This window comes from Roseovarius arcticus, from assembly GCF_006125015.1.
Lineage (GTDB): Bacteria > Pseudomonadota > Alphaproteobacteria > Rhodobacterales > Rhodobacteraceae > Roseovarius > Roseovarius arcticus.
Window position 1 is genome coordinate 2,287,850 of record NZ_SZZN01000001.1, and the last position, 26,879, is coordinate 2,314,728.

Sequence of the window (26,879 nt, forward strand, 5' to 3'; positions counted from 1 at the left end):
CTGCGCCGAGTGACGCGCGCTTTGCCCTTAATCGCCGAGTCGGCCAAAACTTAGACCGGAGATAAGCTGGCGCAGGCCAAGCGCGGCCCCGGCAAAGATTGAGCAGAAGACGATAGGCGCATTGAGTGTGAGCAGCGAAAAGGCAGAGAGGCCTTGCCCGATAGTGCACCCCATCGCCAGCGCTGCGCCCAAGCCCATAAGGGCCGCGCCCAGAACCTGCCGTTTCAATTCGCGCGGATCTTCGCAAGCCTCCCAGCGAAATTGCCCTTTGATCAGGCTGCCCAAAAATGCCCCCATGAGCACGCCCGCGACAGAGCCCACGCCGAATGTCAGCCCGCCGCCGCTGGACGTCATCAGGAACAAGAGCGCCTCGCCCAGAGGTGACGCGAAATTGTGGCTATTGATTGGTGAGACGCCAAAGCCCGTATCGGCGACCCACTGGGTCCCGGCCCATCCGCTGACGATGGCGGCCCCCACCAGTGCGGCCCAGATCACGGCCCCTGGCTGACCGATAAAATCGCGCGACCAGAGCGCCCATGCGGTTATCGCTGCGCTGATCATCAGTCCCCATGCCAACACAGGAATTCCGGTAAGGGCACTTAGCGCACCGGGGTAGCTGCGGATTTCTGTCGGCATGTCCGTCAACGCCAATCCGGCTATGCGCAACTGCGCCAGCGGACCGGAGAGGGCAACATAGGTGCTGATCCCCAACACCATCACGATCACAAACGACCGCAGGTCACCTCCACCAAACCGGGCCAGCGCACCGAATCCGCAATTGCCCGCCAGCGCCATACCGTAGCCAAAGAGCAGCCCGCCAAGGACCCCGAACGCGGGCGACCATGGCGCAAGGTGATAGATGGTCTGCGACGCGTCTAGCACCCCGACCCCGATTAAGCCGAAGCTGCCCAATCCGGCCACGCCAATGGCCAGCCCCCACATACGCAGGCGTACACTGTTGTTTTGATAAACATAATCCTCGATCGCGCCGAGCGTGCAGAACCGCCCCAGCCGCGCGGCCAACCCTAAAATAACACCACCGAAAAGGCCAAAGAGGGCCAATATAATCGTATCCGAAATTGCGCCCGTCATGATGGGTTCCCTGCTGGGCCTCGCGCGCTGAGGGCGCGGCTATCAATCTTTGCAGAACAGATCATAGACCAGATCGAGTATCTGAACGGCGCGCGGGTCTGTCAGACTATAGTAGATCGCCTTGCCTTCGCGGCGCGGGGCGACCAAACCTTCGGTGCGCAGCCGCGACAATTGCTGCGATACCGCCGCCTGCCGCGACGATAGCAGCGTTTCCAGTTCGGTCACTGATTTCTCGCCGGTGGCCAGATGGCACAGGATCATCAGGCGGCCCTCATGGCTAATTGCCTTGAGAAATTGCGACGCATCGCACGCGTTCTGCATCATCCGATCAATCTCGGCGCTGGACATGTCGTTCGTGATGACGGGCAATGACATTTTTGCTGAAAATCCGTTTTCTTCCGGCTTGAGTAACGCCTAATTATGCGTATGGCAATTCTGCCGGGCAAGCGCAGGTACGCAAGGCCTCAGCGCTTATTCAGCGGCAGGGACACCGTTTTCGTCCAGCAGCTTTCGCAGTACAAACCAAAAGAATTCATCGCCGGCATATCCCTCAATCCGGGCCAGCTCCTTGTCGCCCTCAACCAGCACAAAGGTGGGCGTAAAGACGGGAGGCGAGGTGAATTCAATATCGTCAGGCAGATCGCGCAAATCAACGCGGTGCAGCGGCGCGCGCGTACCCTCGTCTGTTTTAGGATAAATATCTGCAATTTCTGCATTCCACTGCGCGCACCAGTGGCAACCTTCCTGCTCGACCATGACAAGTTCGGCCGCGATTATGGGCAGGGGAACGCATCCCAATAAGAGGGCCAGTGCCAAGCGTTTCATCGGAGTTCCGATTGACGTATCAATGAGGTATAGAATATCGTGAATATGTGGTCAGCACAAGAGCCGGAGCAGTTGCCATGTTCGATGTTTCCCTGATGGGCGCGTTTCTAGGCGGTCTGATCGTTTTCTTCTCGCCCTGCATCCTGCCTATTGTGCCATTCTACCTCAGCTATATGGCCGGCGCATCTATGTCCGAAATCAGCGCAGAGGGCGCACTTGCGCCGGGCGTGCGCAGGCGCGCGTTTCTGGCATCAATCATGTTCTCGCTGGGCATTGTCACAGTGTTTGTCCTGCTGGGCGCCGCTGCCTACGGGCTAAGCCAGACGTTCCGCGGAATGCAAACCGAATTTCGGCTGTTCGCTGCGCTGGTCGTGCTGGTGATGGGCCTGCATTTTCTGGGTGTGTTTCGCATTGGCTTCCTTAACCGGGCGTTTCAGATGGACGCCGGAAATACGCAGAACATGTCAATCCTTGGCGCCTATGTCGTCGGCTTTGCCTTTGCCGCCGGGTGGACGCCTTGCGTCGGCGGCGTGCTGACCGCGGTTGTATTCACCGCCAGCACCGAGGCGACAGCCCTGCGAGGGCTCGTCCTGCTGCTGGTCTTTGGCGTGGCAATGACGGCGCCGTTTGTCATTGCGTCCCTGTTCATTGGGCCGTTCCTGAAATTCGCGTCCAAGTTCCGCCGCCACCTGCCCAAGGTTGAAAAGGCCATGGGCCTGCTGATGATCCTCTTTGCCGCGCTTATCGCGACCGACAGCGTTAACTATATCGCGCAGTGGATGCTGGAAACCTTTCCCGCGTTCCAAAACATTTAGGGAGATTGCCCAATGAAACGCTTGCTTGCCGTATTGATCCTGACCCTCCTGCCCGCCTTTGCCGTCGCCGCCACGCTGGGTGACGACGGGCTGCACAAAGAGGACTGGATGCGCGACACGTTCAAAGACCTAAGCGAGGATCTGGCCGAGGCCAACGCAGAGGGCAAGCGGCTGGTGATCATGGTCGAACAACGCGGCTGCATCTATTGCGACAAGATGCACAAGGAGGTCTTCTCACGCGACGACGTGGCCAGCTACATTCGCGATAACTTCTTTGTCGTGCAGGTTAATCTACATGGCGACACCGAAATGACCGACTTTGACGGCGAAACGCTGACCGAAAAGCAGGCGACCCGCAAATGGGGGCTGCTTTTCACCCCATCGATTCTATTCCTGCCAGAAGAGGTCGAGGACGGTGCGACCGCGCAATCAGCTTCGGTCGCGCTGATGCCGGGTGCGTTCGGCGCCGGGACGACGCTGGATATGTTCACTTGGGTGAATGAGAAGCGCTACGAGATTGATTCTGCAGAGGATTTTCAAAGGTATCACGCGCGCCGCATTCAAGAGCGGGCAAATGGTTCGACAGATTAAAGACGATTCAGCTGTTTATTGGTGAACTTACCCTTGCTTGATTGCGGGTCGGTATCCTAGAGTATGCTAGATTTTGAATGTGTTTGGGAGGACGCATGGAACGCACACTTCTCGTGATATTGGCTTTTGCTGCATCGACTGGTGCCGCAACCGCAGCAGAGATAGCGCCGTCGGATGTGTCCTACGTCGACGGCAGCGTCGAGACATCGCTGACCGGCGTGGCGGGCGACGCGGAAAGCGGGCGCACGATCGTCGGCAACAAGGGACTGGGCAACTGTGTTGCCTGCCATCAGGTTACCGATCTGTCAGATGTGCCCTTTCAAGGCGAGATAGGGCCGATGCTGGACGGCGCCGGCGACCGCTGGAGCGAGGCGGAACTGCGCGGCATCGTCGCCAACGCCAAGATGATGTTCGACGAAAGCCTGATGCCGTCCTTCTACAAGACCGAAGGCTTCATCCGGCCCGGCAAGGCCTACACAGGCAAAGCGGCCGACGATACGCTCGGCCCGCTATTGGAGGCGCAGCAGGTCGAAGATGTGGTGGCCTATCTCACCACCCTGAAAGAATAATGATCTGCCACAGGTTAAGAACGGCCCAGACGGGCCAAACGGAGGTTCATACATGCAACTGACACGACGTAATGCAATTCTGATGGGGGCTGGCGCGATCCTGATGACCGGCCTGCCCCTGCGCGCCTCGGCTGCGGGCGAAGATGCAATCGCAGCCTTCACTGGCGGCGCTGAGGTCGGCGAAGGTGATATTAAGCTGACCGCACCTGAAATCGCCGAGAACGGTAACACCGTCCCGATTGAGGTATCCTCGGATAGCGCGGCTGAGATCTTGGTGCTTGCCCTTGGCAACCCGACGCCGGCAGTGGCGACGTTCAAGTTTGGTCCGCTGGCTGCATCACGCTCGGCGTCGACGCGTATCCGCCTTGCCGGTACGCAGGACGTCGTGGCCATCGCCAAGCTGGAGGACGGCTCCTTCGTCAAAGCATCCACTACGGTTAAAGTCACAATCGGCGGCTGCGGCGGCTAATAGGAGTTAGAGACATGGCAGAAGGTGTAAAACCTCGCGTAAAGGTCCCCAAGACGGCATCGGCCGGCGAAGTGATCGTGATCAAGACATTGATCAGCCACAAGATGGAGTCCGGTCAGCGCAAGGATGGTGACGGCAACGTCATTCCGCGCTCGATCATCAACCGCTTTACCTGCGATTTCAACGGCGAGAATGTCGTGGATGTCACGCTGGAACCGGCGATTTCGACCAATCCGTATCTGGAGTTCGAGGCTACCGTGCCCGCGTCGGGCGAATTCAAGTTCACATGGTACGATGACGACGGGTCGGTCTACGAAGAAATCAAGAAGATCGCCGTAGAGTGAGCCAACTGTCTTGGGAGGGACAAGGATGAAACGACTGACCGCTACCTTTACTGTCGGCCTCATGGCCGCGACACTGGCCTCGGCAGACCCGGTGGATGACACCCTTATCGTGAACGGGGAAACCGAGATCGTCACGCGCACGGCTCCGTCACCCGTCGTAGCGGACGTGCTGGATGAGGTGATCTCTGGCTGGCATTACCGGGGGACCGAAACGCGTGCCATGCAGGCCGACGATTTCGACAATCCCGGCATGATCTTCGTCGAGCAGGCCGAAGACGTCTGGAACACCGCCGAAGGGTCGGAAGGCAAGTCTTGCGCCGACTGTCATGGCGCATCCGAGGAGATGGCCGGCGTGCGCCCCGTCTATCCCAAGTGGAACGAGGAGGCAGGCGAGGTCCGCACATTGGAGATGCAGATCAACGATTGCCGCGAGACCCGCATGGGCGCGGAACCGTGGAAGTATACCAGCGGCGACATGGTCAATATGACCGCGCTGATTTCTTCGGTATCGCGCGGCATGCCTGTCGACGTGGCCATAGATGGCCCTGCTCAATCCACGTGGGAGCAAGGCAAGGAGCTGTATTATACACGCTTCGGTCAGCTTGAGCTGGCCTGCGCATCCTGCCACGAGGCCAACAATGGCAAGATGATCCGCGCAGACCATCTGAGCCAAGGGCAGATCAACGGCTTTCCAGTTTACCGCCTTAAAAACACCAAGCTGAATGCGGCTCATTCGCGCTTCAAGGGCTGCATACGCGATACCCGCGCTGAGACCTTTGAGCCCGGCAGCCCCGAGTTCATCGCGCTTGAGCTGTATGTCGCCTCGCGCGGCAACGGACTGGGCATTGAGGGCCCGTCAGTCCGCAACTAAAATCTGAAGGCCCCGCACGGCAACCGTGCGGGGCTTTTTCGTCTTATTATATTCAGGAATACGCATATGATATCCCGGCGTGACTTTCTTCAGACCAGCATGGCGGCCAGCGCGATCCTCGGTGCATCGGGGTTTGGGCAATGGGGACGCATCGCCGCGCAGCAGACACTGACGCAGGACCAGCTTCTGGAATTCGAAAACTTCGGAAATGTCTCGTTGATCCATATCACCGACATTCACGCCCAGCTAAAGCCGATCTATTTCCGCGAGCCGTCCGTGAACCTCGGTGTCGGCCCTAACAAGGGCAAGGTGCCCCATGTGACAGGCGCTGATTTTCGCAGGATGTACGGCATCGACGACGGCTCTTATGCCCATTATGCGCTGTCATCAGGCGATTTCACCGCCCTAGCTGAGGGATATGGCCGCGTTGGCGGGCTGGACCGCGTCGCGACCGTTATCAATCAGATCCGCTCGGAGAGGCCCGATGCGCTGCTGCTGGACGGCGGCGACACTTGGCACGGCAGCTATACCTGCTACCAGACGCAAGGTCAGGATATGGTCGACGTGATGAACGCGCTGAGGCCGGATGCGATGACATTTCACTGGGAATTCACGCTGGGGTCCGAGCGTGTGCAGGAGATCGTCGAGGGGCTGCCGTTTGCCGCCCTTGGCCAGAACATATTCGACGCCGAATGGGACGAGCCGTCCGAGCTGTTTCCGCCCTACAAGATGTTCGAGCGCGGCGGCGTTAAGATCGCTGTCATCGGCCAAGCCTTTCCCTATATGCCGATCGCCAATCCGGGCTGGATGTTCCCTGAATACTCCTTTGGTATCCGCGACGAGAACATGCAAAAAATGGTTGATGAGGCCCGTGCCGAGGGGGCCGAACTGGTAGTCTGCCTTAGCCACAATGGCTTTGACGTCGATAAGAAGATGGCGGGCATCGTCAAGGGCATCGACGTGATCCTGTCCGGTCACACCCATGACGCCCTGCCTGAGCCTGTGCTGGTTGGCGAGACGATCATCGTCGCGTCGGGGTCTAATGGCAAATTTGTCAGCCGCGTCGATCTGGACGTTCGCGATGGACGCATGATGGGCTTTCGTCACAAGCTGATTCCGATCCTGTCGGACGTGATTGAGCCGGACAAGGAGGTCGCCGCCGTCATCGACGAGGTCCGCGCGCCATACGAGGAGGCAATGGCCGAGGTGATCGGTAAGAGCGACAGCCTGCTCTACCGTCGTGGCAATTTCAACGGCACATGGGATGATGTGATTTGCGATGCCCTACTGTCCGAGCGCGAGGCCGACATCGCCCTGAGCCCCGGTGTGCGCTGGGGCCCGTCGATCCTGCCCGGCCAGGACATCACCCGCGAAGATATCTGGAACGTCACCTCAATGACCTACGGCGAGGCCTACCGCACTGAAATGACAGGTGAGTATCTTCATGTCGTGCTGGAGGATGTGGCCGATAACCTGTTCAACCCCGACCCTTACTACCAGCAGGGCGGCGATATGGTGCGCACAGGCGGCCTTGGATACCGCATCGACATCTCAAAACCGCAGGGCCAACGCATCAGCGAGATGACCCTGCTGAAAACCGGCGAGCGGATCGACCCGTCCAAGAGTTACCAGATCGCTGGATGGGCCTCTGTCAACGAGGGCACCGAAGGCCCGCCAATCTGGGACGTGGTCGAGGCCCACATCCGCAAGAAGGGCACGGTCAGCGCGCCCGATAACGACAGCGTAGAGGTGGTCGGGCTATGAGCGATAAAAACCCCAAGACGGAGGACGTCATGTCCAAAGGACCCTCACGCCGGAATTTCCTGCGCGGCGCCGCCGCCGGAACGGCCCTGATCGCTGGCGGTGCCGCCCGCGCCGCCACAACGCCCGATCCTTTGATTACCGAAGTTCAACCTTGGGCCAGCGGCTTTGGCGATCCGGTTGACGCCACCCCCTATGGCCTGCCGATCCGGTTTGAGGATGACGTAATCCGCCGCAACGTCGAGTGGCTGACGGCAGACACAATCAGCTCGGTCAACTTCACGCCGATCCACGCGCTGGACGGAACGATCACCCCCCAAGGCTGCGCGTTTGAGCGGCATCATTCAGGCGCGATTGAGCTGAGCAAGCCAGATTACCGGCTGATGATCAACGGCCTCGTCGACCGCCCGCTGGTGTTCACCTATGCGGATTTGGAGCGTTTCCCACGCGAAAACCATGTTTACTTCTGTGAATGTGCCGCCAATACCGGCATGGAGTGGGCAGGCGCGCAGCTGAACGGCGCGCAGTTCACGCATGGCATGATCCACAACATGGAATATACCGGCGTGCCCCTGCGCACGATCTTGGAGGAGGCCGGCTTGGATGCTGCTGGCGACCTGAAGGACAAATGGGTCTTTGTCGAAGGCGCGGATGCGTCGTCAAACGGCCGCTCGATCCCGATGGAAAAGGCGCTGGACGACGTGCTGGTCGCGTTCAAAGCCAATGGTGAGGCCTTGCGCAAAGAGCATGGCTATCCGGTCCGCCTTGTCGTGCCGGGGTGGGAAGGCAACATGTGGATCAAGTGGATCCGCCGAATCGAAGTTACGGATAGCCCGGTCGAAAGCCGGGAGGAGACGTCGAAATATACCGACACTATGGCCGACGGCACGTCGCGCAAATGGACGTGGGCGATGGACGCTAAATCTGTCGTCACCTCGCCCAGCCCGCAGGCACCGATCACCCATGACAAAGGGCCACTGGTCATCACTGGGCTCGCATGGTCGGGGCGCGGCGCGATCACCCGCGTCGATGTGTCCAAGGACGGCGGCAAAACGTGGGAGACTGCGCGCCTTGCCAAGCCCGGCGAGAAAATGGCGCTGTCGCGCTTCTACCTCGACACAGATTGGGATGGGAGCGAGATGCTGCTTCAAAGCCGCGCTATGGACGACACTGGCTACGTACAGCCGACCAAAACACAGCTGCGCGGCGTGCGCGGCCTGAATTCAGTCTATCATAACAACGGTATCCAAACATGGTGGGTGCGCCCGACCGGGGAGGTGGAGAATGTCGAAGTTTCTTAAACTAGCCGCATCGCTGGCGTTGCTCAGCGGCCCTGCTTACGCCGAGGGGTTGGGCCTTGGCCGCAACGCCCTGCCCGAGGAAGTTGCTGCGTGGAACCTGGACGTACATCCGAGCGGCGCTGGACTGCCCGCTGGATCAGGTGATGCGCTCACCGGCGAAGAGATTTTTGCCGACAAATGTGCCTCGTGCCATGGTGATTTCGCCGAAGGGCTGGGCAACTGGCCCAAGCTGGCAGGCGGTATGGACACGCTGGACCGCGCCGACCCGGTGAAAACAGTCGGCAGCTATTGGCCTTATTTGTCGACCACCTGGGACTACATCAACAGGTCGATGCCCTACGGCAACGCCCAGTCGCTGGAGCCTGACGAAGTATACGCCATCGTCGCCTACATCCTTTATTCAAACTACCTCGTCGACGATGATTTCGTGCTGTCGGATGAGACGTTCGCCGATGTTGAGATGCCCAATGCCGATGGTTTTTTTGTCGATGATCGGGCCGAGACCGAATATGCCGCATGGTCTGGCGAGCCTTGCATGGAGAACTGCAAGGACAGCGTCGAGGTCACCATGCGCGCGATGGTTCTGGATGTGACGCCCAAGGGCGAGGGCGCGGCGTCTGTCGAAGAAGCCGCATCCGCCGGAGAGGCTGCCGCCTCGAAAGAGCCACCTGCGGATCAGGTCATCGAAGATCAGACAGCCGCTCTCGACCCCGAGCTGGTGTCCGCGGGCGAGAAGGTCTTTCGCAAGTGCAAGGCATGCCACCAGATCGGTGACGGCGCAAAGAACCGCGTTGGCCCCATCCTGACCGGCATCGTCGGCCAACCTGCGGGCCACGTCGAAGATTTCAAGTATTCCAAAGCGCTCAGCGGCATGGCCGATGACGGCCTTGTCTGGGACGAGGCGAACTTGAAGGCGTTTCTTGCCGATCCCAAAGGCTTCATGAAGGGCACCAAGATGAGCTTTGCCGGGCTGCGAAAGGACGACGATCTGGACGCGATCACCGCCTATCTGGCGAGCTTTCCCAAGTGATCGTCCGCGCGGCGGCGCCCTTTTGCGGCGCCCGCCGCTGTCATCCATCCCTACAAAACCACGCTGCGCCCGCATCCCGTAATGCAGATGACCGATAACAATGAAACTGGGGACAGCAGGCATGAACAGAAAGGCTGATCCCGGCATCTATGTGTCGGGCGATGCCGCCGTTCAGGAGGATAAGCTCAAATACACCTTCGCCGCCAACAGTCAGGCCAGGGTTTGTGCCAACGCGGTACGGGGCGCTCAAACCGGATCACGCGTATTCCGGGCCACGTTCACCAACACCTACTGGTCACAGATCGACACGAATGATGGCGTCAAGGTAGGCGCGACCTGCGAGGCAACGGACGCGGAAGACACCAAATCTCGCGGCTTCATTTCGTCCCCCGGCGATATTTCGGATCTGCGCAAAGCCACCTATGAATAATCCAAAGGCTGGTATGTGGGCATCGTCGACGATATGTTTAGCTCAGAGAACGGCGCGCACCCGTGGCACCTACTGGTCCGCGCCACCCCACCATGTTTCAACGCGACTGACATCTGGAGGACATCATATGAAACGCTTTGTTATCGCTGGGATACTGGCACTTGCCGCAGGGTCCGCTATGGCGGCCGATCAGGCCGTCACTTATCCGTTTGAGGGCAGCTTCGGCGACGCGGCCTTCGCGGTCGAAAACGCCATCATCGGTCGCGGGTTGGTGATCGACTACGTCAGCCACACCGGCGAAATGCTGAACCGGACCGGCGCAGACGTAGGCAGCACGACTGAGTTGTTCAATGAGGCCGACATCTTCCTTTTCTGCTCGGCGCAAGTGTCACGCAGCGTGATGGAGGCGGACCCAATGAACATCGCCCATTGCCCCTATGGCATATTCGTTGCTGATCAGGGCGGCGAGGTGATGATCGGTTATCGCACGTATCCGGACGGTGAGATGCAGGAAGTACAGGCACTGCTCGATGACATCGTCAAAGAAGCGCTGAAATAGTGCAGCGCCAATAAAGCGCCCGCAGTACGGTAGTTTCGTCACCCGGTTTGCGCTGGAACAACCGCAGGCGCCTTGCGGCATGCGATTGATACTCGCATAGGCGTTTTGGCGTGCCGTTATCAGTCGGCAGTCTGGCTTGCGGCACTTCGCTCGTCGCCGTCGAAAGGATCGATGGATGCTGGAGGTATTACTTGACCGTTGGGGCGACGGCGCGGTGCTGGCGATAGCGGGCGCTGTGGTCGGCGTGATTTTCGGCGCGGCGGCACAGCATTCGCGGTTTTGCCTGCGCGCCGCCTCTGTTGAGGTGTCCGAAGGTGTCCTTGGTCCCCGCCTCTACATCTGGCTCATCGCCTTCAGTGCCGCCGTCGCGTCGGTGCAGGGGCTCGTGGCGACGGGATGGCTGGACGTGTCCACCTCGCGCCAATTGGCAACGACGGGCAGTATGTCGGGCGCGATCATCGGCGGCCTGATGTTTGGCTGCGGCATGATCCTTGCGCGGGGTTGTGCCAGCCGTCTGTTGGTGCTGTCGGCCACCGGAAATCTGCGCGCTTTGGTTACGGGGCTGGTCCTGACGCTGGCCGCACAGGCCGCGCTGCGCGGCGTTCTTGCCCCTGCACGCGAAGGGCTTGCCTCGCTATGGATGGTGCCGGGCGGCGCTGCACGGGATCTGCTGGCATGGCTGGGTTTGTCACACACAGTTGCGGCGGGTCTGGCGGCGGCTGCGCTGGTGCTGTCGCTCGCGCTGGCCCGGCGGCAGTTAGTTCCGCTCAGCCGCTCGCTGGCGGCGGTTTGTGTGGGTTTGGCTATCGCGCTTGGATGGGCCGCGACTTTTGCGATTGCTCAGGCATCGTTCGAGGTGGTTCCGATCTCGTCGATCACCTTTACCGGCCCCGCGACCGATACACTGATGGGCCTCGTTGATAACATCAGCCTGCCCTTAGGCTTTGGCATCGGTCTGGTGCCGGGCGTGTTTGTGGGCGCGGGCTTGACGGCCCTCGCCGCACGCGAGGCCAAGATTGAACGCTTTGGCCCGGACACCCCAATGGAGCGTTACCTAATTGGCGCTGTTTTAATGGGGTTCGGCAGTATGCTGGCAGGCGGTTGCGCTGTAGGGGCGGGCATGTCGGGCGGATCGGTCTTTGCCGTCACCGGCTGGCTGGCAGTATTTTGCATGTGGATCGGCGCAATGGCGACGCACCGCCTGCTGGGTAGCGCGAAGGGCGGCGCTAAACGCGCCGCGCCAATCACTCCGCCGGTTGCATAACCGGTGCACGGCCCAGCACGCGGTCCGCGATCAGCGCGCCGGCAGCGATGGACGCGAGCGCAATGATAGCCGCGATGCTTAGCATCGACACACCCGAGAGGCCCGCACCTACCGTGCAGCCCCCGGCCAAGACGCCGCCGAACCCCATCAGCGCACCGCCCGTCACATAGCGCAGCGTTTCGGGCGCGCCTGTAAAGCTGGCAAACGCCAACTCGCCGCGCACAAGCGCCGACAGGAACGCCCCGCCAAAGACGCCGCCAATCACGCCGACACCAAAGCCTGCTGGGATGGAACTGGACGCAACGGTCCAAAACAGCGTGTCGGCCCAAGTCGAGGTAAAGGCCATCGACTCCACCGGTAGCGGATCGAATTCGTCAAGCAGCAGCCAGCCGGTTCCAATCCAGCCCAAGGTGATCACAAGGCCGATCACAGCTGCCATAGCCACGTGAAGCGGACGCGGTTTCAGCGCGGCGACGACCGCAATGAGGCCCGCCACCAGCAGCGCCGCCCAAGTCAGCAGCCCGCCGGGCAACTCTGCCAGTGATCCGATGCCAATATCCGTTGTGACCGATCCCAGCGCCACGCGTACCGGCGCAAAGACACCCTTGAGCGTCGCGTGCGCAACCAGCGCAAAGACCAGCAAGACCGTCAGCGCGCGCAGGTTGCCTGTGCCGCCCAGAACTGTCAGGCGACTAACGCAGCCGCGCGTCAGGACCATGCCGACACCAAAGGCAAGCCCGCCAGTGATGATGGCAAGCAGCGGCAGATCGCTGACCATCAGGCGATGATCCGACAGATCCACCCAGCCCGCCCAAATGACAGCACTGGTTGCAGCGATAGCCGTGGCCAATGCCGCAGCCCATGTTCCCAGCGCAGGCGCGCGGTCCGGCCCAGCGACGAGGCCACGGCGCAAGCAGAACCGGCTGATCTGTGCGGCCACGCCAAACATAAGGCCCAGCGCCAAGCCTAGCAGCAATTGCGCGCCCTGCGCATCGAAAGGCAGCTCATAAAGTTCAAAAAGCATGGCAGAATCACCCCATCGGACCCGTGGCAAAGATCAGCTTTAAAAGGGCTTTTCCACGGAAACGTCAAGGCGCGCGGGCGATTGCGGTGTTCCAACTATGGCGCGCTATACGGAACGCTTTTCCAAATTTCCCCGCTACAGCAAACAATTTTTACAACGCTGTTCCGCTGGGACGAAAACAGGCCCTAAATGCCTGCGTTATTCAAATTCCATCTGCTCGAACACCCGCCCGGCATTCTTGGTTGCCAATTCCTCAAACGTATCGAGATTGGCATAGGGCGACTGATCGACGTAGTAGGCCTCTGCCAGCCCGCCGCCCTCATCCAAGAGCTCGCCGATCTTGCCGCGCAGATACACAAGGTAATCTTTGGTATAGCGACGGACCTGATCCATATTGGTCGGATGCCCATGGCCGGGGATGACGTAGGTCGCGCCCAGAGGCTCAAACTCGTCATCCCACGTCTCTAGCCAATCGGCGGTATAGGTGTCGGCGAAAATAGGCAGCATCCGCTCGTGAAAGGCCATGTCACCTGAAATCACGAGGCTTTGTTCGGGCAGCCAGAGGACGATGTCGCCGGGCGAATGCGCCGGGCCCAGATACCGCGCCTCTATACGAAAGTCGCCCATCTCAACGATGTATTCATCCTCAAACGTCTCGGTCGGGGCTTGCACTTCGGTCCCCTCGGCACGGTCCTTGTTATAGCGCTTCATATCCTCGAGGATCGCGAAACCGTCGTCTGCGACCACTTGGGCAGCGTCGACATGTGCGACGATTGGCACGCCCTGCTCGGCCCAGTAGCTGTTTCCTAGAATTGCATGGCCTTGCCCGTTCTCGTTAAAAACCAGCTTGACCTCTTGGTCGGTGATCGCCTTGATCTCGGTGTGAAGCGCCTTGGCCAGCCCATAGGATGCGCCGCCATTCATCACGACAACGCCGTCCCCGGTGACGATAAAACTGAGGTTATTGTTGTGGCCCGCATTCTCGTATGTGGGTGGCGCTGTGGCACCAATGGCGGAAAAGACGCCCGGGGTCACCTCATAGGGTTTGTCATACAGCAGCGAGGCCGGATACTTATCCGCGATATCCTCGCTTGCATAGGCAGATGTGGCGGCGGTGGCGGCAAATACAAAAGGCAGGATCCAGCGCATCAAATGTCCTCCGGGGCAAAACGATAGGCATCGCCGGATCGCTCGACCCGGCCCAGCCCGCCATTTGGTAGGTGAAATCCCAGCAACGCTATGTCATCCGCAGCAAGCTGGTCCAGAAGGCGCATCCGCGTCTTGGCCCCCAAACTTGTGTCCTGATCCGCACCGTGGGCCCAGTCTGGACGCTCGAATGCTACGTGTGCATTGCCGATCGCGTCGCCGCCGACCATCACTGCGCTGGACCCATCGCGGATCTCAAACGACATGTGTCCGGGCGTATGGCCAGGCGTGGCATGCGCCATAACCCCCGGTAAGATCTCTGTGCCATCGGTGAAAAAGCTGATCTGTTCCTCGATCACCGCCAGTCTGCGCGCTGCGCCAACCGCAAATGACGCGCGCGCGTCGCCAATGGTGTCCACGGTATTGGGGTCTGTCCAGTAGTCCCATTCGCCCTGCCCCATCATCAGCTTGGCCCCCGGAAACACCGGATCGTCAAAATCGTCCAATACGCCCCACAGATGGTCAGGATGGGCGTGGGTGAACACGACATGCGTGATGTCCTCGGGCGCCAGGCCTTCGGCGTCGAGGCTGCTCAGCAACTTGCCCGCACTTGGCATAAAGGCGGGGCCAGAGCCTGCGTCAAAGAGAATGATCCTATCTTCTTGGCGCAGCAAAGTCAGGTTGCACGGCGGCTCCAACTGGTCGCGAGGCACATTATGCCTAGACAGGATCAGATCAAGCTCGCCCTCGGGCAGACCTTCAAAAAAGAATTCGGTCGGCAGAACGAGATTGCCATCGCTGAGACCAATCACCTCGCTGGCGCCAAGCTGCAACGCAGTCCGCGCAAGCAGGGCTGTTGGACCGCCGCAAAGTGCCAGACCGCCAAAACCTGCAAGAACCTGCCTTCTGTCGATTTGCATACGATTTCCCCCCGGAAACAAATTCCATTTAGTGAATATCGCATCATAGTTCAAAAAAATGCAATACTGCGCTATTCTGCGCGGCCAAGATCTGCGCATATCCGCAGAGATGCCGCGCAACCATGTCGTTGCCAATACCGGCAACATATGCTTACTTTTCGACATATTCGGGGTGAATAGGGCAAATTCACCGGGGTTTTGCACCGCGACAGGCATCATTTTAGCGTGCCAGCGCAGGAAATAGGGATGATATTCAAACGTGAAAATCGGTGTTCCAGAGGAAGTCTTCGAAGGTGAAGCGCGTGTCGCTATGACACCCGATAGCGCGATACAATTGCAAAAACTGGGGTATGACTGCGCCATCCAAAGCGGCGCGGGTCGTCTCGCCGGTTTTGCCGACGCCGATTACAAAGCCGCCGGCGTCGAGGTGATAAAATCCGCCGCCGCGCTGTGGAAAGCCAGCGACATCATCGCCAAAGTTCGCCCGCCCAACAGCGCCGAGTTGAAGCGCATGCGCAAAGGCCTGACGCTTATCTCGTTCTTTGATCCCGGCGGCAATGATACCGGGATGCAGGCCGCGCGCGCGTCTGGTGCCAGCGTTATCGCGATGGAAATGGTCCCGCGCATCAGCCGCGCCCAAAAAATGGACGCGCTGTCGTCTATGGCCAATATCGCCGGCTACCGCGCCGTGATTGAGGCCGGCAGCAATTTCGGACGCTTCTTTACCGGACAGATCACTGCGGCGGGCAAGGTACCACCGGCACGCGTGCTGGTGATTGGCGCAGGCGTTGCCGGTCTTGCCGCAGTCGGCACGTCCACATCGCTGGGTGCGGTCACGCTGGCCTTTGACGTGCGCCCCGAAGTGGCCGAGCAGGTCGAAAGCATGGGCGCCGAATTCGTCTATCTGGACTTTGACGAAGGACAGCAGGACGGCGCGGCGACGGGCGGGTATGCGTCAGTCTCTAGCCCCGAATTCCGCGAGGCGCAGCTGGCCAAGTTCCGCGAATTGGCACCCAATATCGACATTGTCATTACCACCGCCCTCATCCCGAACCGCGAGGCGCCCGAGCTGTGGACCGAGGACATGGTCAAAGCGATGAAGCCGGGATCGGTGATCGTCGATCTGGCCGCCGAAAAGGGCGGCAACTGCAAGCTGACCGTAAAGGACGAAAAAATCGTCACCAAAGGCGGCGTTACCATCATCGGCTACACCGATTTTCCCAGCCGTATGGCTGCGCAGGCCTCCAGCCTCTATGCCACAAACATCCGGCATATGATGACGGATCTGACCCCCGAAAAGAACGGACGAGTCGTTCACAACATGGAGGACGATGTCATTCGCGGCGCGACCGTTATTCATGCGGGCGAAATTACATATCCGCCCCCACCGCCCAAGATCAAGGCCATCGCGGCCAAGCCGAAACAGACCGCCCCCGCCCTCACCGCGCAAGAGCGCAAGGCGCAAGAGCTGGCCCTTTTCCGCAAGCAGTCGAAAACGCAGGTGGGCATGCTCGCCCTCGGCGCGGCGGTGATCGTGCTGATCGGTATCTTCGCACCCGCAAGTTTCATGAGCCATTTCATTGTCTTCGTGCTGGCCTGCTTCATCGGCTTTTCAGTCATCTGGAACGTGTCGCATTCGCTGCATACGCCGCTGATGGCGGTAACGAACGCTATCTCTGGCATCGTCATTCTAGGTGCGTTGCTGCAGATCGGATCGGGCTCGTGGCTTGTCGTTTTGCTCGCTGCCGTGTCGGTATTCATCGCTAGTATCAACATCGTGGGGGGCTTTCTCGTGACGCGCCGCATGTTGGCGATGTTCCAGAAATCCTGAGAGGACAGCAAAAATGACAATCGGAATCGTAGCCGCAGCCTATATCGCGGCAGCCGTCCTCTTCATCCTGTCACTCGGCGGGCTATCGGGCCAGGAAAGCGCCAAGCGCGCCGTCTGGTATGGCATTGTGGGCATGGGCGCGGCCGTTGTGGCCACCGTTTTCGGCCCCGGTATGGGCAACTGGTTTATCATCCTTGTGATGATCGCCGGCGGCTCGGTACTTGGCTGGTATGTGGCCAAGCGGGTCGAGATGACCGAGATGCCCCAACTGGTCGCAGCGCTGCACTCCTTTGTGGGTCTTGCTGCCGTCTTTATCGGGTTCAACGCCTATCTGGAGCTGCAATCGGTACTGGCGCTCAAGGCGACGATGCCTGCCGGTGCGGGCACCGATTGGATAGACCAGCAGGGCCTGACCGGCTTTGCCAAATCCCTCGCGAGCAAAAGCGGCGCGGAACGCGCCATACTGCGGGCCGAGGTGTTTCTGGGCGTCTTTATTGGTGCCGTGACGTTCACCGGATCGGTTGTCGCCTTCGGCAAGCTGGCGGGCAAGATTACGTCCAAAGCCGAGAAATTGCCCGGCGGACACGCGCTGAATGCGGTCGCCGCGGGCCTGTCGGTGATCCTGCTCATCCTCTTTATGAGCGGCGCAGGCATCTGGACGTTGCTGCTGATGACGCTGCTCGCGTTCTTTATCGGCTACCACCTGATCATGGGGATTGGCGGCGCGGACATGCCTGTCGTCGTGTCGATGCTGAACTCCTATTCCGGCTGGGCGGCGGCGGCGATCGGCTTCTCACTGGGCAATGACCTCTTGATTGTGACGGGCGCGCTAGTCGGCTCATCCGGCGCAATCCTTAGCTACATTATGTGCAAGGCGATGAACCGCTCTTTCGTTTCGGTCATCCTCGGGGGGTTTGGCAATACGTCCGGCCCCGCGATGGAGGTCGAGGGCGAACAGGTGGCCATTGATGCAGATGGCGTGGCGGCCGCGCTTAACGATGCCTCCAGTGTCGTGATCGTGCCGGGCTACGGCATGGCCGTTGCACAGGCACAGGGCGCGGTATCGGATCTGGCGTCCAAGCTGCGCGCCAAGAGCAAGACCGTGCGCTTTGCCATCCATCCGGTCGCGGGCCGCCTGCCCGGCCACATGAACGTACTCTTGGCCGAGGCAAAGGTGCCATATGACATCGTGCTGGAAATGGACGAGATCAACGATGATCTGGCATCGACTGACGTGGTCATTGTGATCGGATCAAACGATATCGTGAATCCTGCCGCGCAAGACGATCCGAATTCGCCCATTGCCGGAATGCCGGTGCTGCGGGTGTGGGAGGCGCGTCAGGTCTTTGTGTCGAAACGCGGGCAAGGGACGGGCTATTCCGGCATCGAAAATCCGTTGTTCTACAAGGATAACACCCGGATGTTCTATGGCGATGCCAAGGTATCGATGAATGCCCTCTTGCCGCTGATCGACTGACGTTGGCGGCGGCATGGGCCGGTACTCTGAAACGGCGAAAGGGACAAAAATGGACGCCGCTCCCGGAAAATGGATTGATCAGTTCGAGGGGCTAAAGCGCCTGCCTGATGATCTGCGCGATGCGCTGGTCGCAGGAAGCAAGGTGGTGGACGTTCCAGAAGGCACGGCAATTTTTCAGCCGGGGCAGTCGGCAGATAATCTGCTGTTGCTGCTGGACGGCACGGTGCGTGTTCAGCAAAAATCCGATACCGGGCGCGAGGTGTTTCTCTACCGCGTTCATGCCGGAGAGAGCTGTGTTTTAACCACAGCGTGCATGCTCGCGTTTGAGGACTACGCCGCAGACGGAGTGGCCGAAACCGATGTGCGCGCGGTCGCGATACCTCGCGCCACCTTTGACGATCTGGCTGGCCGCTCGCCGGTGTTTCGCGAGTTTATTTTCAAGGCCTATTCGCGGCGAATCACTGATCTTTTCACACTTATCGATGACATCGTATTTCAACGCATGGACGTGCGCCTCGCCACGCGCCTGCTGGAGCTGGCCGAGGACGATGTAATCCACGCAACGCATCAAGTCCTTGGTACTGAACTTGGCACCGCGCGCGAAGTCGTCTCGCGTATCCTATCTGAATTTCAGAGACGCGGCTGGATTGAACAGCGCCGGGGCGAAATTCGGGTGATTGGACGCGAGGCGCTCGATCGTTTGGTCCGCTCTGGCAAGGAACGGTGACCAAGTCACCGACAGATCCAGCCCGGATAAGGCAAAGTTCCCCGTACACTGATTCCTGAAGGGGATTGAACATGACTAAAAATATGGGAACAATGGATCGCGGGCTACGGGCCGTGGTTGGGATCGTGTTGCTGATCGCTGCATTTGCCGCCGATTTCGGCGCTAGCGGATGGCTGCAGTGGGCGATGATCGTGGTCGGCGCTATTTTTGTGATAACAGCGCTGGTCAGCACCTGCCCGCTTTATTCAATCTTCGGCATCCGCACCTGCCAGAGGTAAGCGCATTGGAAACTGTATTCACTCCGTGGCAGTCCTTGGCAGGCGGCGCCCTGATAGGGGTTGCCGCCACCTTGCTGATGCTCAGCCTTGGCCGGATTTTCGGTGCAACCGGAATACTGAGCGGGCTGATCTCGCCCGGACCATCGCAGGATCGGCTGTGGCGGTTGGCGCTTTTGTTGGGAATGGTCAGCGGGCCGCTCGCGGTGCTGTTGCTGACCGGACAGATGCCAGTTGTGCAGGTTCCGGTATCCGCGCCCATGCTGGTGATCGGCGGATTGGCCGTGGGCGTTGGCGTCACATACGGGTCTGGCTGCACGTCCGGTCATGGGGTTTGCGGGCTAGCGCGACTGTCCCCACGGTCGCTGATGGCTGTGCTGACCTTCATGATTGCAACAGCCGCCACCGTCTACGTCCTGCGCCATGTGATCGGAGTATAATTCATGAGGCTGCTTTCAACCTATCTCATCGGGCTCATCTTTGGCGTCGGCATTTCGATCTCGGGCATGGCGAACCCTGCCAAAGTACTGAACTTCTTTGACTTTGCAGGGACTTGGGATCCATCCTTGGCATTCGTCATGGGCGGTGCAGTCATCGTGACATTTATCGGCTACCGCCTTGTTCTGGCGCGGAGCCGTCCAATTTTTGGCGAAGGTTTCGGACTGCCAGCCAACAGCACAATCGACCTGCGGTTGGTCGGCGGCTCGGCTCTCTTTGGGGTTGGTTGGGGCATTGCAGGGTTCTGCCCCGGTGGTGCGCTGCCTGCGCTTGGCACTGGGCGCTGGGAGGTACTGCTCTTTGTCGCGGCCTTGATGGCTGGAATTTGGCTTGCGAAATACTTTCAGTCACTGGGCCGCGCCTCTACCGCAAATTCGTAGCCTCGCCGCCGGAATGATCCTCATTCCCGTCGTCGCCGGTATCGATTGAAACCCTCCCTGCCTCGTCTGACCTATCCCCGCTTGAGAGAATTACATGACGCCGAACCTGTCCCGATACCTGCCCATCATGGAATGGGGATCGCGCTACAACCGCGCCGACCTAAGCGGAGATCTGGTCGCAGCCGTCATCGTGACAATCATGCTGATCCCGCAGTCCTTGGCATACGCACTACTGGCCGGATTGCCGCCAGAAACCGGGATTTATGCGTCAATCGCGCCGATCGTGCTTTATACGGTGTTTGGAACCAGCCGCGCCTTGGCGGTCGGTCCGGTCGCCGTCGTCTCGCTGATGACAGCTGCGGCAGTGGGGGAGGTCGCCCAAGCGGGCACCGCAGGCTATGCCGTTGCCGCACTGACGCTGGCAGGATTGTCGGGCGCAATGCTGCTTTTCCTAGGTATCTTTCGGCTCGGCTTTCTTGCGAATTTTCTGTCGCATCCGGTGATCGCCGGTTTCATCACTGCGTCGGGTATTCTGATCGCGGTCAGCCAGCTGCGCTATATTTTCGGCATCGACGGTGGGGGGCACACCCTGCCGGAAATGCTAATGTCGCTGGGGCGCAACATCGACGGGCTGAACATCCCGACCTTGATCCTCGGCGCCGGCGCGACGGCATTTCTCTTCTGGGTTCGCAAAGGGCTGAAGCCGCTTCTCCAGAAGACCGGTCTCCCGGAGGGCGCGGTCAACATCCTGTCAAAGGCAGGACCTGTCCTAGCCATTGCAGTTACGACGGCGGCAACCGCCATGTTTGGCCTGGGCGAGCGCGGCGTGGCGATTGTTGGCACTGTCCCGCAAGGACTGCCGCCTTTGACGCTGCCCAGCTTTGCGCCTGATCTGGTCGGCGCTTTGCTGCTGCCAGCGCTGCTAATCTCGATCATTGGGTTCGTCGAATCCATTTCGGTGGCGCAGACGCTGGCGGCCAAGAAACGTCAGCGCATAGACCCCGACCAAGAGTTGATCGGCCTTGGTGCGGCCAATGTCGGCGCTGCACTTACGGGGGGGTTTCCGGTCACCGGCGGGTTTTCCCGCTCTGTCGTGAATTACGATGCCGGCGCGCAAACACAGGCAGCCGGCGCCTACACCGCCGCCGGCCTGCTCGTTGCATCGCTATTCCTGACGCCCCTGATCTACTTCCTGCCAAAGGCGACCCTTGCTGCGACAATCATCGTCGCCGTGCTATCCTTGGTCGACCTTTCGATCCTCAAGCGCACATGGATCTACTCCAAGGCCGATTTTGCAGCCGTGTTCATCACCATCGCCCTGACACTTGGGCTGGGTGTCGAGGCTGGCGTGTCAGCCGGGGTTGCAGTTTCGATCCTGATCCACCTCTACCGCTCCTCGCGCCCGCATATGGCCGTCGTTGGCCGTGTTCCCGGGACCGAGCATTTTCGCAATATCGACCGTCACAAGGTAGAGACGCAGGACGACATCATTTCCTTGCGTGTCGACGAAAGCCTCTACTTTGCCAATGCTCGATTTCTGGAGGATCGCATCTATGATATGGTCGCCAATCAACCCGCTGTGCGGCACGTCATCCTGATGTGCCCGGCCGTGAACGAGGTCGATATGAGCGCGCTGGAAAGCCTTGAGGCAATCAATGCGCGACTGCGCGATCTGAACGTCAGCTTTCACCTTAGCGAGGTCAAAGGCCCGGTGATGGATCGGCTAGAGCGATCACATTTCCTGTCTCAGCTAACCGGACAGGTTTTCCTGTCGCAGCATCTGGCGGTCAGCACCTTGTCCACCTCGCCTCACCCTCATACGTCCAAGGGCAAAGGAGCCTCACATGTCTGATTACCAACACCTCACCCGCCACAGCCCATCGACCGGGCCAGGCTCGCCTGACGTTTGGGGCATTTACGAGTCCGCCACAGGCTCGATTCAATATGTTATGGCCTGCCCCGAAACAAAGAAGGCTGCATTGATCGACGTTGTGCTGAACTTTGATCCGCGGTCGGCGCGTACGTCCACCGAAAGCGCGCAAAAGGTGCTGGATCTGGCCAAACAGCAAGGCCTGGATTTGGTCCGCATCCTGGACACGCATCCCCATGCGGATCACATGATGGCAGCAGCCTGGCTGAAAGATCAGACAGGCCTGCCAAACGCAATCGGTGTGCGTACCAAGAAGATCGCCGAACTTTGGCGCGCCTACTACAACATGCCAGACCTTGATCCCGCGCCCTATTTTGACGCGTTCTTTGAAGATGGCGACAGTTTCAAAATCGGCAATCTGGATGTGACGGTCGAGCTGTCAACCGGGCATACACTCGGCTCGATCAGTTATTTTGCGGGGGATGCCGGGTTTGTGCATGACACGCTGATGTACCCAGATAGCGGTTCGTCGCGGGCCGATTTTCCGGGTGGCAACGCCGCAGAGCTTTGGGACAGCATCCAGTCGATCCTGTCGCGCCCCGGGGACATGCGCCTGTTTGTCGGTCACGATTACGGCAAGGGTGATCGCAAGAAGCCTGCGTGGGAGGCGAGCGTTGCCGAGCACAAGGAAAGCAACATTCACGTCAAGACCGGAACAGACAAACAGACATTCATCAAGACCCGCGAAGACCGGGACGCGACCCTCGCCCTGCCCGACCGGATGCTGCACGCATTGCAAGTCAACCTGCGTGGCGGTGCCCTGCCCCCGGCAGAGAACGACGGAAACAGCTACTTCAAGGTTCCGGCAAATAAGTTCTGAGAGAGGCGCTGAAACTGTATAGAAATAGCTGTTACTGCGCCATTTATCGCGCCACTCACGCCCCATAACTCCAGCGGCAGCACTGCGGGCAAGAGCGCCGCTTCGAATGGCTGCTGTATCTGCGCGACGGTGCCCGCCTTTGGCCTGCTAAGACCTGCGGGCAGCGCACCCTTGCGCAGGGCGCAGGCAGGGCGATACACATCCTCAATGCAGAGAGGAGCGATCAGATGATGACGGCAATCAAAATTCTGGCGGCGCTGGTCTGCATTGCGGTGCTGCTAATTTTGGCCGCGAGGCTAATTTTCGCACTGCCCACAGTAGCGGGGCGCGTCAACAGCACGTCGCTGCCCCCGCCCGATACCGGGCCACTGAACGATGCGATCATGCCGCAGTGGCAGGACCATCCCGGCAAGACGGGCGTTATGCCACTAGGCAACGGCGCGGACGCATTTGCCGCGCGGATGCTGCTGGCGGATGCGGCGGTGTCATCTATCGACGCGCAGTATTACATCTGGCACGGCGATCTGACCGGATCGCTGCTGCTGAACACGCTCAAGCGGGCGGCGGATCGCGGCGTACGTGTGCGATTATTGCTCGACGACCACGGCACATCAGGCCTCGATAGGCAGCTTGCCGCGCTGAATGCGCATGAAAACGCTGAGGTGCGGCTTTACAATCCATTCGCTTTACGCCGGTTCAAACTGCTGTCCTACGGATTTGACTTTTTCAGGCTAAACAGACGGATGCACAATAAATCGTTCACCGTCGACGGCGCCGCCACCATTCTGGGCGGCCGCAACATCGGGGACGAATACTTCGACACCGGACCCACCGCGATATACATTGATCTGGACGTGCTGGCAGTGGGCAAAATCGTGCCCGAGGTCGCCGCCGATTTCGACCGCTACTGGGCCGCGCCAGCGGTGCGTCGTGCTGGTCCCATTCTGGGAAATGTGCCAGACGGTGACCCGATAGGCGAGCGCGTCGGCGGGTTCGAGGGCAATCCGCAGATGGCTGAGTACCGAGCCATTCTGGAAGGGTCGAGCCTGATTGAAACGCTGCGCGCCGGTAGCGCGGAGATAGAATGGACCGACGTGATACTGGTCAGCGACGACCCGGCCAAAGGCATGGGATCGGTCCCTCGCGGGGATCTTCTTGCCTCTCGGCTGGCCCGGTCCGTGGGCCATGTCGAGGCGCGTTTCGATGGGATTTCGCCTTACTTCGTACCTGGCAGGACCGGCACCCGCGCCTTTGCCGCGCTAGAGCATGGCGGCGTCCAGACCCGGATGCTGACCAACTCGCTGGAGGCGACGGATGTTCTGCCTGTTCATGCTGGATACTCAAAACACCGCCGCAACCTGCTGAAGGGCGGGACCCGGCTGTTCGAACTGAAGCGGAAGGCTGCGACCACCACGCCCAAAGACAAGATCGGGCCGTTCGGCTCTTCCGGGGCTAGCCTTCACGCCAAAACGTTTGCGGTGGACGGCGCGCGCATCTTTATCGGCTCATTCAATTTCGATCCACGTTCTACCACACTCAACACCGAAATGGGCCTGCTGATAGACAGCAAGGCGATGGCAAACCAAATGCACGACGCTTTTGACAGAAAGTTGGATGGGATGGCATGGGAGGTGGTGCTGAATGATGGCGATTTGCGTTGGCACGGCTCTGTCAGCGGCACCGTAACGCGGCGAGAGCCGGGATCGAATATCCTGAAAAGCGCCGCAATCACCGTCATCGGCTGGCTGCCAGTCGAATGGCTGCTGTAGGGCGCCCCTGATGCGTATCGCCAGCTATAACATTCGCAAGGCTGTTGGCCTCGACTGGCGCCGCGACGGCGACCGCATCGCGCGCGTGCTAAAGGAGATCGACGCCGATATCATTCTGCTGCAAGAGGCAGACAAGCGGATGGGTGCACGCGCAGGCGTCCTGCCGGAGGATGAACTCTATGACCAGCTTGGCTACCGGATGGTCGATTTATCGGTGCGTCCCGCCAGTCATGGCTGGCACGGCAACCTGATCCTTTACCGCGATCAATCGCTGATATTAAAGGAGGCGCTGCGCATCGCCCTGCCATCGCTAGAGCCGCGCGGCGCCGTATCGGCCATATTCAACGCGCCCAAAATTGAGGTGATCGGCGTGCATCTGGCCCTTGCCCGGCGTATTCGCGCAGGGCAACTGGCCGCACTGGGCCAGCATATGAAGGGAGCGGATCATCCGGTGCTCATTGCTGGGGATTTCAATGCTTGGCGGCGTGATCCGGGTATCGCTCAGGCGCTGGGTAGCGGGTGCCGCATGATCCTGCCGGGCAACAGCTTTCACGCGTCGCGACCCAGCGCGCCCTTGGACCGTTTTGTGTTGCAAGGCGCAGTGCGCGAAGTCTCGGCGCATGTCCATGCCTCGGACCTGGCCGCGCGGGCATCCGATCATCTGCCAATCGTTTTGGATGTTGAGTTGAACGCCGATCTGGACCCCAATCTGCTGGGGTCGAAAAAATGAGCTTTCTGCTGATCTGCCACACTATCGTTGTGGTGGCGCTGACCTTGCGCATCCTCTTGCGCGATGACCTGTCGCCGCCTGCCCGGCTGGCATGGTTTGTCGTGTTGATCTTGCTACCCTTTGTCGGAAGCGTCATCTACTTCCTGTTTGGCGAGGTTAGCTTGGGCCGCAAGGCACACGCCATCCAGTTGACAGTTCATGATGAGATATACCGCAGCGGGGCCTCTCTGATGGGCGATCCCGTCACAATAGAGGCGCAGATCGCGCCGCAGTTTCAGCCCGTGGCAGCCTATGCCGCGTCGATCAATGGCTTTCAGCCCGTCATGGGCAACGCAGCGCAGTTGATGGCGGATGCCGCGGATACCCGCGCGCGCATGGTGGCCGATATCGACGCCGCGACGGATCATGTTAACGCGATCTATTACATTTGGCTGGCCGATCACACCGGTATTGAGCTGGCCGAGGCACTGATCCGCGCCGCTGAGCGCGGCGTCACCTGCCGCGCGATGGCCGATGGGCTAGGCTCTCGCGCGCTGATCGGATCAGGTCTTTGGCAGAGGATGAAGGATGCAGGCGTGCATCTGGCCGTCGCGCTTCCGCTAAACAGACCCATCCTAACACTCCTGACCAGCCGGATCGATCTGCGCAACCACCGCAAGATCACGGTGATCGACGGGGCCATCACCTATTGCGGCAGCCGCAATTCGGCCGATGCCGAATATCTGCCCAAGGCGAAATATGCCCCTTGGGTCGACATCATGCTGCGCCTGACTGGCCCTGTCGTGTTGCAAAATCAGCTACTTTTTGCCAGCGACTGGATGCGCGCCACCGGCGAGCCGCCCGAGACTATTTTGCGCCCCGCCCCGCCTATGCCCGGCGGGTTTGCCGCGCAGGCCATGGGCCACGGTCCGACCGAGCGTCGCGGCTCCACCCCTCAGCTGTTTGCTACCGCAATGGGATGCGCGCGCCAGTCGCTAACCATCTCGACACCCTACTTTGTGCCGGACGCCACCGTGCTGGAGGCGCTGTGCGCCACCGCGCACCGGGGCGTCGAAGTTACCCTGATCCTGCCCGCGCGAAACGATAGCTGGATCGTCGCTGCCGCCAGTCGCAGCTATTACCGCCGCTTGCTAGAGGCGGGCTGTGTAATCCACGAATATCAAGGTGGGCTGCTTCATGCCAAGACGCTGACGATGGATGACGCCGTTAGCCTCATCGGTTCGTCCAATCTGGACCTGCGCAGTTTTGATCTGAACTACGAGAATAATATTTTGCTGCAGGACGCAGATATCACGCAGGCCGTTCGGGCTCGCCAGAAAGACTATATTACGCAATCAACGCCCATCACTACAGCAGACGTTGCCGCGTGGCCCTATTATATTCGCATTTGGCACAATGTGATTGCTACTATCGGGCCTATCCTCTGACCCG

29 protein-coding genes are annotated in these 26,879 nt (G+C 59.9%); 23 read left to right on the forward strand and 6 right to left on the reverse strand.

Features of this window, described 5'->3' with window-relative positions; genetic code table 11:
- Positions 1–27: 27 nt before the first annotated feature.
- From MK6180000_RS10855 to MK6180000_RS10865, 3 genes are all read right to left on the reverse strand, one after another.
- On the reverse strand, positions 28–1,092 hold the full coding sequence (locus MK6180000_RS10855) for a YeeE/YedE family protein (RefSeq protein WP_138934748.1): 1,065 nt from the start codon (positions 1,090–1,092) through the stop codon (positions 28–30).
- Between the two features lie 42 nt (positions 1,093–1,134).
- Complete coding sequence (locus tag MK6180000_RS10860) at positions 1,135–1,467, reverse strand: ArsR/SmtB family transcription factor (RefSeq protein WP_138934749.1); 333 nt, start codon at positions 1,465–1,467, stop codon at positions 1,135–1,137.
- A gap of 96 nt (positions 1,468–1,563) precedes the next feature.
- Positions 1,564–1,917: a thioredoxin domain-containing protein gene (locus tag MK6180000_RS10865; protein WP_138934750.1), complete on the reverse strand. Its 354-nt coding sequence runs from the start codon at positions 1,915–1,917 to the stop codon at positions 1,564–1,566.
- Between the two features lie 77 nt (positions 1,918–1,994).
- Here MK6180000_RS10865 and MK6180000_RS10870 point away from each other — a divergent pair, with 77 nt between their 5' ends.
- The 12 genes from MK6180000_RS10870 (at position 1,995) to MK6180000_RS10925 (ending at position 11,921) form a co-directional block, all read left to right on the forward strand.
- Entirely contained in the window at positions 1,995–2,732 is a 738-nt protein-coding gene (locus tag MK6180000_RS10870; protein WP_138934751.1) for a cytochrome c biogenesis CcdA family protein, read from the forward strand.
- A gap of 12 nt (positions 2,733–2,744) precedes the next feature.
- Positions 2,745–3,323 carry a thioredoxin family protein gene (locus MK6180000_RS10875; RefSeq protein ID WP_138934752.1) on the forward strand — a complete coding sequence of 193 codons (579 nt, stop codon included), beginning with the start codon at positions 2,745–2,747 and terminating at the stop codon, positions 3,321–3,323.
- 95 nt (positions 3,324–3,418) lie between these two features.
- Positions 3,419–3,892: a sulfur oxidation c-type cytochrome SoxX gene (gene soxX / locus MK6180000_RS10880; RefSeq protein WP_138934753.1), complete on the forward strand. Its 474-nt coding sequence runs from the start codon at positions 3,419–3,421 to the stop codon at positions 3,890–3,892.
- Positions 3,893–3,944: 52 nt separating this feature from the next.
- Positions 3,945–4,361, forward strand: coding sequence for a thiosulfate oxidation carrier protein SoxY (gene soxY / locus MK6180000_RS10885; RefSeq protein ID WP_138934754.1), 417 nt, complete (start codon positions 3,945–3,947; stop codon positions 4,359–4,361).
- Positions 4,362–4,375: 14 nt separating this feature from the next.
- Positions 4,376–4,705, forward strand: coding sequence for a thiosulfate oxidation carrier complex protein SoxZ (gene soxZ, locus MK6180000_RS10890; RefSeq protein WP_138934755.1), 330 nt, complete (start codon positions 4,376–4,378; stop codon positions 4,703–4,705).
- Between the two features lie 25 nt (positions 4,706–4,730).
- Positions 4,731–5,576, forward strand: a complete 846-nt coding sequence (gene soxA, locus MK6180000_RS10895; protein WP_138934756.1) for a sulfur oxidation c-type cytochrome SoxA — start codon at positions 4,731–4,733, stop codon at positions 5,574–5,576.
- A gap of 66 nt (positions 5,577–5,642) precedes the next feature.
- The gene (gene soxB, locus MK6180000_RS10900) at positions 5,643–7,340 is read left to right on the forward strand and encodes a thiosulfohydrolase SoxB (protein ID WP_138934757.1); all 1,698 of its coding nucleotides are present in this window, start codon (positions 5,643–5,645) and stop codon (positions 7,338–7,340) included.
- Positions 7,341–7,369: 29 nt separating this feature from the next.
- Positions 7,370–8,638 (forward strand): sulfite dehydrogenase, encoded by a 1,269-nt coding sequence (soxC, locus tag MK6180000_RS10905; RefSeq protein WP_425466858.1) that lies wholly within the window; start codon positions 7,370–7,372, stop codon positions 8,636–8,638.
- A complete protein-coding gene (locus MK6180000_RS10910; protein WP_138934759.1) occupies positions 8,622–9,668 on the forward strand; it encodes a c-type cytochrome in 1,047 nt (348 codons plus the stop codon). The genes soxC and MK6180000_RS10910 overlap by 17 nt, the downstream gene beginning before the upstream one ends.
- A 100-nt stretch (positions 9,669–9,768) precedes the next feature.
- Entirely contained in the window at positions 9,769–10,098 is a 330-nt protein-coding gene (locus MK6180000_RS10915) for a hypothetical protein (protein ID WP_138934760.1), read from the forward strand.
- A 127-nt stretch (positions 10,099–10,225) separates the two neighbouring features.
- Positions 10,226–10,657, forward strand: coding sequence for a DUF302 domain-containing protein (locus MK6180000_RS10920; RefSeq protein ID WP_138934761.1), 432 nt, complete (start codon positions 10,226–10,228; stop codon positions 10,655–10,657).
- Positions 10,658–10,832: 175 nt separating this feature from the next.
- The gene (locus tag MK6180000_RS10925) at positions 10,833–11,921 is read left to right on the forward strand and encodes a YeeE/YedE family protein (RefSeq protein WP_138934762.1); all 1,089 of its coding nucleotides are present in this window, start codon (positions 10,833–10,835) and stop codon (positions 11,919–11,921) included.
- On the opposite strand, the gene MK6180000_RS10930 is transcribed toward MK6180000_RS10925, so the two are convergent.
- From MK6180000_RS10930 to MK6180000_RS10940, 3 genes are all read right to left on the reverse strand, one after another.
- Positions 11,902–12,945, reverse strand: a complete 1,044-nt coding sequence (locus tag MK6180000_RS10930) for a YeeE/YedE family protein (protein ID WP_138934763.1) — start codon at positions 12,943–12,945, stop codon at positions 11,902–11,904. The genes MK6180000_RS10925 and MK6180000_RS10930 overlap by 20 nt on opposite strands.
- Before the next feature lie 198 nt (positions 12,946–13,143).
- The gene (locus tag MK6180000_RS10935) at positions 13,144–14,094 is read right to left on the reverse strand and encodes an MBL fold metallo-hydrolase (protein WP_138934764.1); all 951 of its coding nucleotides are present in this window, start codon (positions 14,092–14,094) and stop codon (positions 13,144–13,146) included.
- Complete coding sequence (locus MK6180000_RS10940) at positions 14,094–15,011, reverse strand: MBL fold metallo-hydrolase (protein ID WP_138934765.1); 918 nt, start codon at positions 15,009–15,011, stop codon at positions 14,094–14,096. The genes MK6180000_RS10935 and MK6180000_RS10940 overlap by 1 nt, the downstream gene beginning before the upstream one ends.
- A gap of 259 nt (positions 15,012–15,270) precedes the next feature.
- Here MK6180000_RS10940 and MK6180000_RS10945 point away from each other — a divergent pair, with 259 nt between their 5' ends.
- The 11 genes from MK6180000_RS10945 (at position 15,271) to cls (ending at position 26,875) form a co-directional block, all read left to right on the forward strand.
- Complete coding sequence (locus MK6180000_RS10945) at positions 15,271–16,842, forward strand: Re/Si-specific NAD(P)(+) transhydrogenase subunit alpha (RefSeq protein WP_138934766.1); 1,572 nt, start codon at positions 15,271–15,273, stop codon at positions 16,840–16,842.
- Between the two features lie 13 nt (positions 16,843–16,855).
- Positions 16,856–18,319, forward strand: coding sequence for an NAD(P)(+) transhydrogenase (Re/Si-specific) subunit beta (locus tag MK6180000_RS10950; protein ID WP_138934767.1), 1,464 nt, complete (start codon positions 16,856–16,858; stop codon positions 18,317–18,319).
- 49 nt (positions 18,320–18,368) lie between these two features.
- A complete protein-coding gene (locus MK6180000_RS10955) occupies positions 18,369–19,046 on the forward strand; it encodes a Crp/Fnr family transcriptional regulator (RefSeq protein WP_138934768.1) in 678 nt (225 codons plus the stop codon).
- 71 nt (positions 19,047–19,117) lie between these two features.
- Entirely contained in the window at positions 19,118–19,324 is a 207-nt protein-coding gene (locus tag MK6180000_RS20655; protein ID WP_138934769.1) for a YgaP family membrane protein, read from the forward strand.
- A 5-nt stretch (positions 19,325–19,329) separates the two neighbouring features.
- On the forward strand, positions 19,330–19,761 hold the full coding sequence (locus MK6180000_RS10965) for a YeeE/YedE family protein (protein ID WP_246040492.1): 432 nt from the start codon (positions 19,330–19,332) through the stop codon (positions 19,759–19,761).
- 3 nt (positions 19,762–19,764) lie between these two features.
- Positions 19,765–20,199: a DUF6691 family protein gene (locus MK6180000_RS10970; protein ID WP_138934771.1), complete on the forward strand. Its 435-nt coding sequence runs from the start codon at positions 19,765–19,767 to the stop codon at positions 20,197–20,199.
- 94 nt (positions 20,200–20,293) lie between these two features.
- The gene (locus MK6180000_RS10975; RefSeq protein WP_138934772.1) at positions 20,294–22,051 is read left to right on the forward strand and encodes a SulP family inorganic anion transporter; all 1,758 of its coding nucleotides are present in this window, start codon (positions 20,294–20,296) and stop codon (positions 22,049–22,051) included.
- Positions 22,044–22,949: an MBL fold metallo-hydrolase gene (locus MK6180000_RS10980; protein WP_138934773.1), complete on the forward strand. Its 906-nt coding sequence runs from the start codon at positions 22,044–22,046 to the stop codon at positions 22,947–22,949. The genes MK6180000_RS10975 and MK6180000_RS10980 overlap by 8 nt, the downstream gene beginning before the upstream one ends.
- A gap of 227 nt (positions 22,950–23,176) precedes the next feature.
- Positions 23,177–24,718 carry a phospholipase D family protein gene (locus MK6180000_RS10985; protein WP_138934774.1) on the forward strand — a complete coding sequence of 514 codons (1,542 nt, stop codon included), beginning with the start codon at positions 23,177–23,179 and terminating at the stop codon, positions 24,716–24,718.
- A 10-nt stretch (positions 24,719–24,728) separates the two neighbouring features.
- Positions 24,729–25,448, forward strand: coding sequence for an endonuclease/exonuclease/phosphatase family protein (locus tag MK6180000_RS10990; protein ID WP_138934775.1), 720 nt, complete (start codon positions 24,729–24,731; stop codon positions 25,446–25,448).
- Positions 25,445–26,875: a cardiolipin synthase gene (gene cls, locus MK6180000_RS10995; RefSeq protein ID WP_138934776.1), complete on the forward strand. Its 1,431-nt coding sequence runs from the start codon at positions 25,445–25,447 to the stop codon at positions 26,873–26,875. Before MK6180000_RS10990 ends, cls begins: the two co-directional genes overlap by 4 nt.
- Positions 26,876–26,879 lie beyond the last annotated feature (4 nt).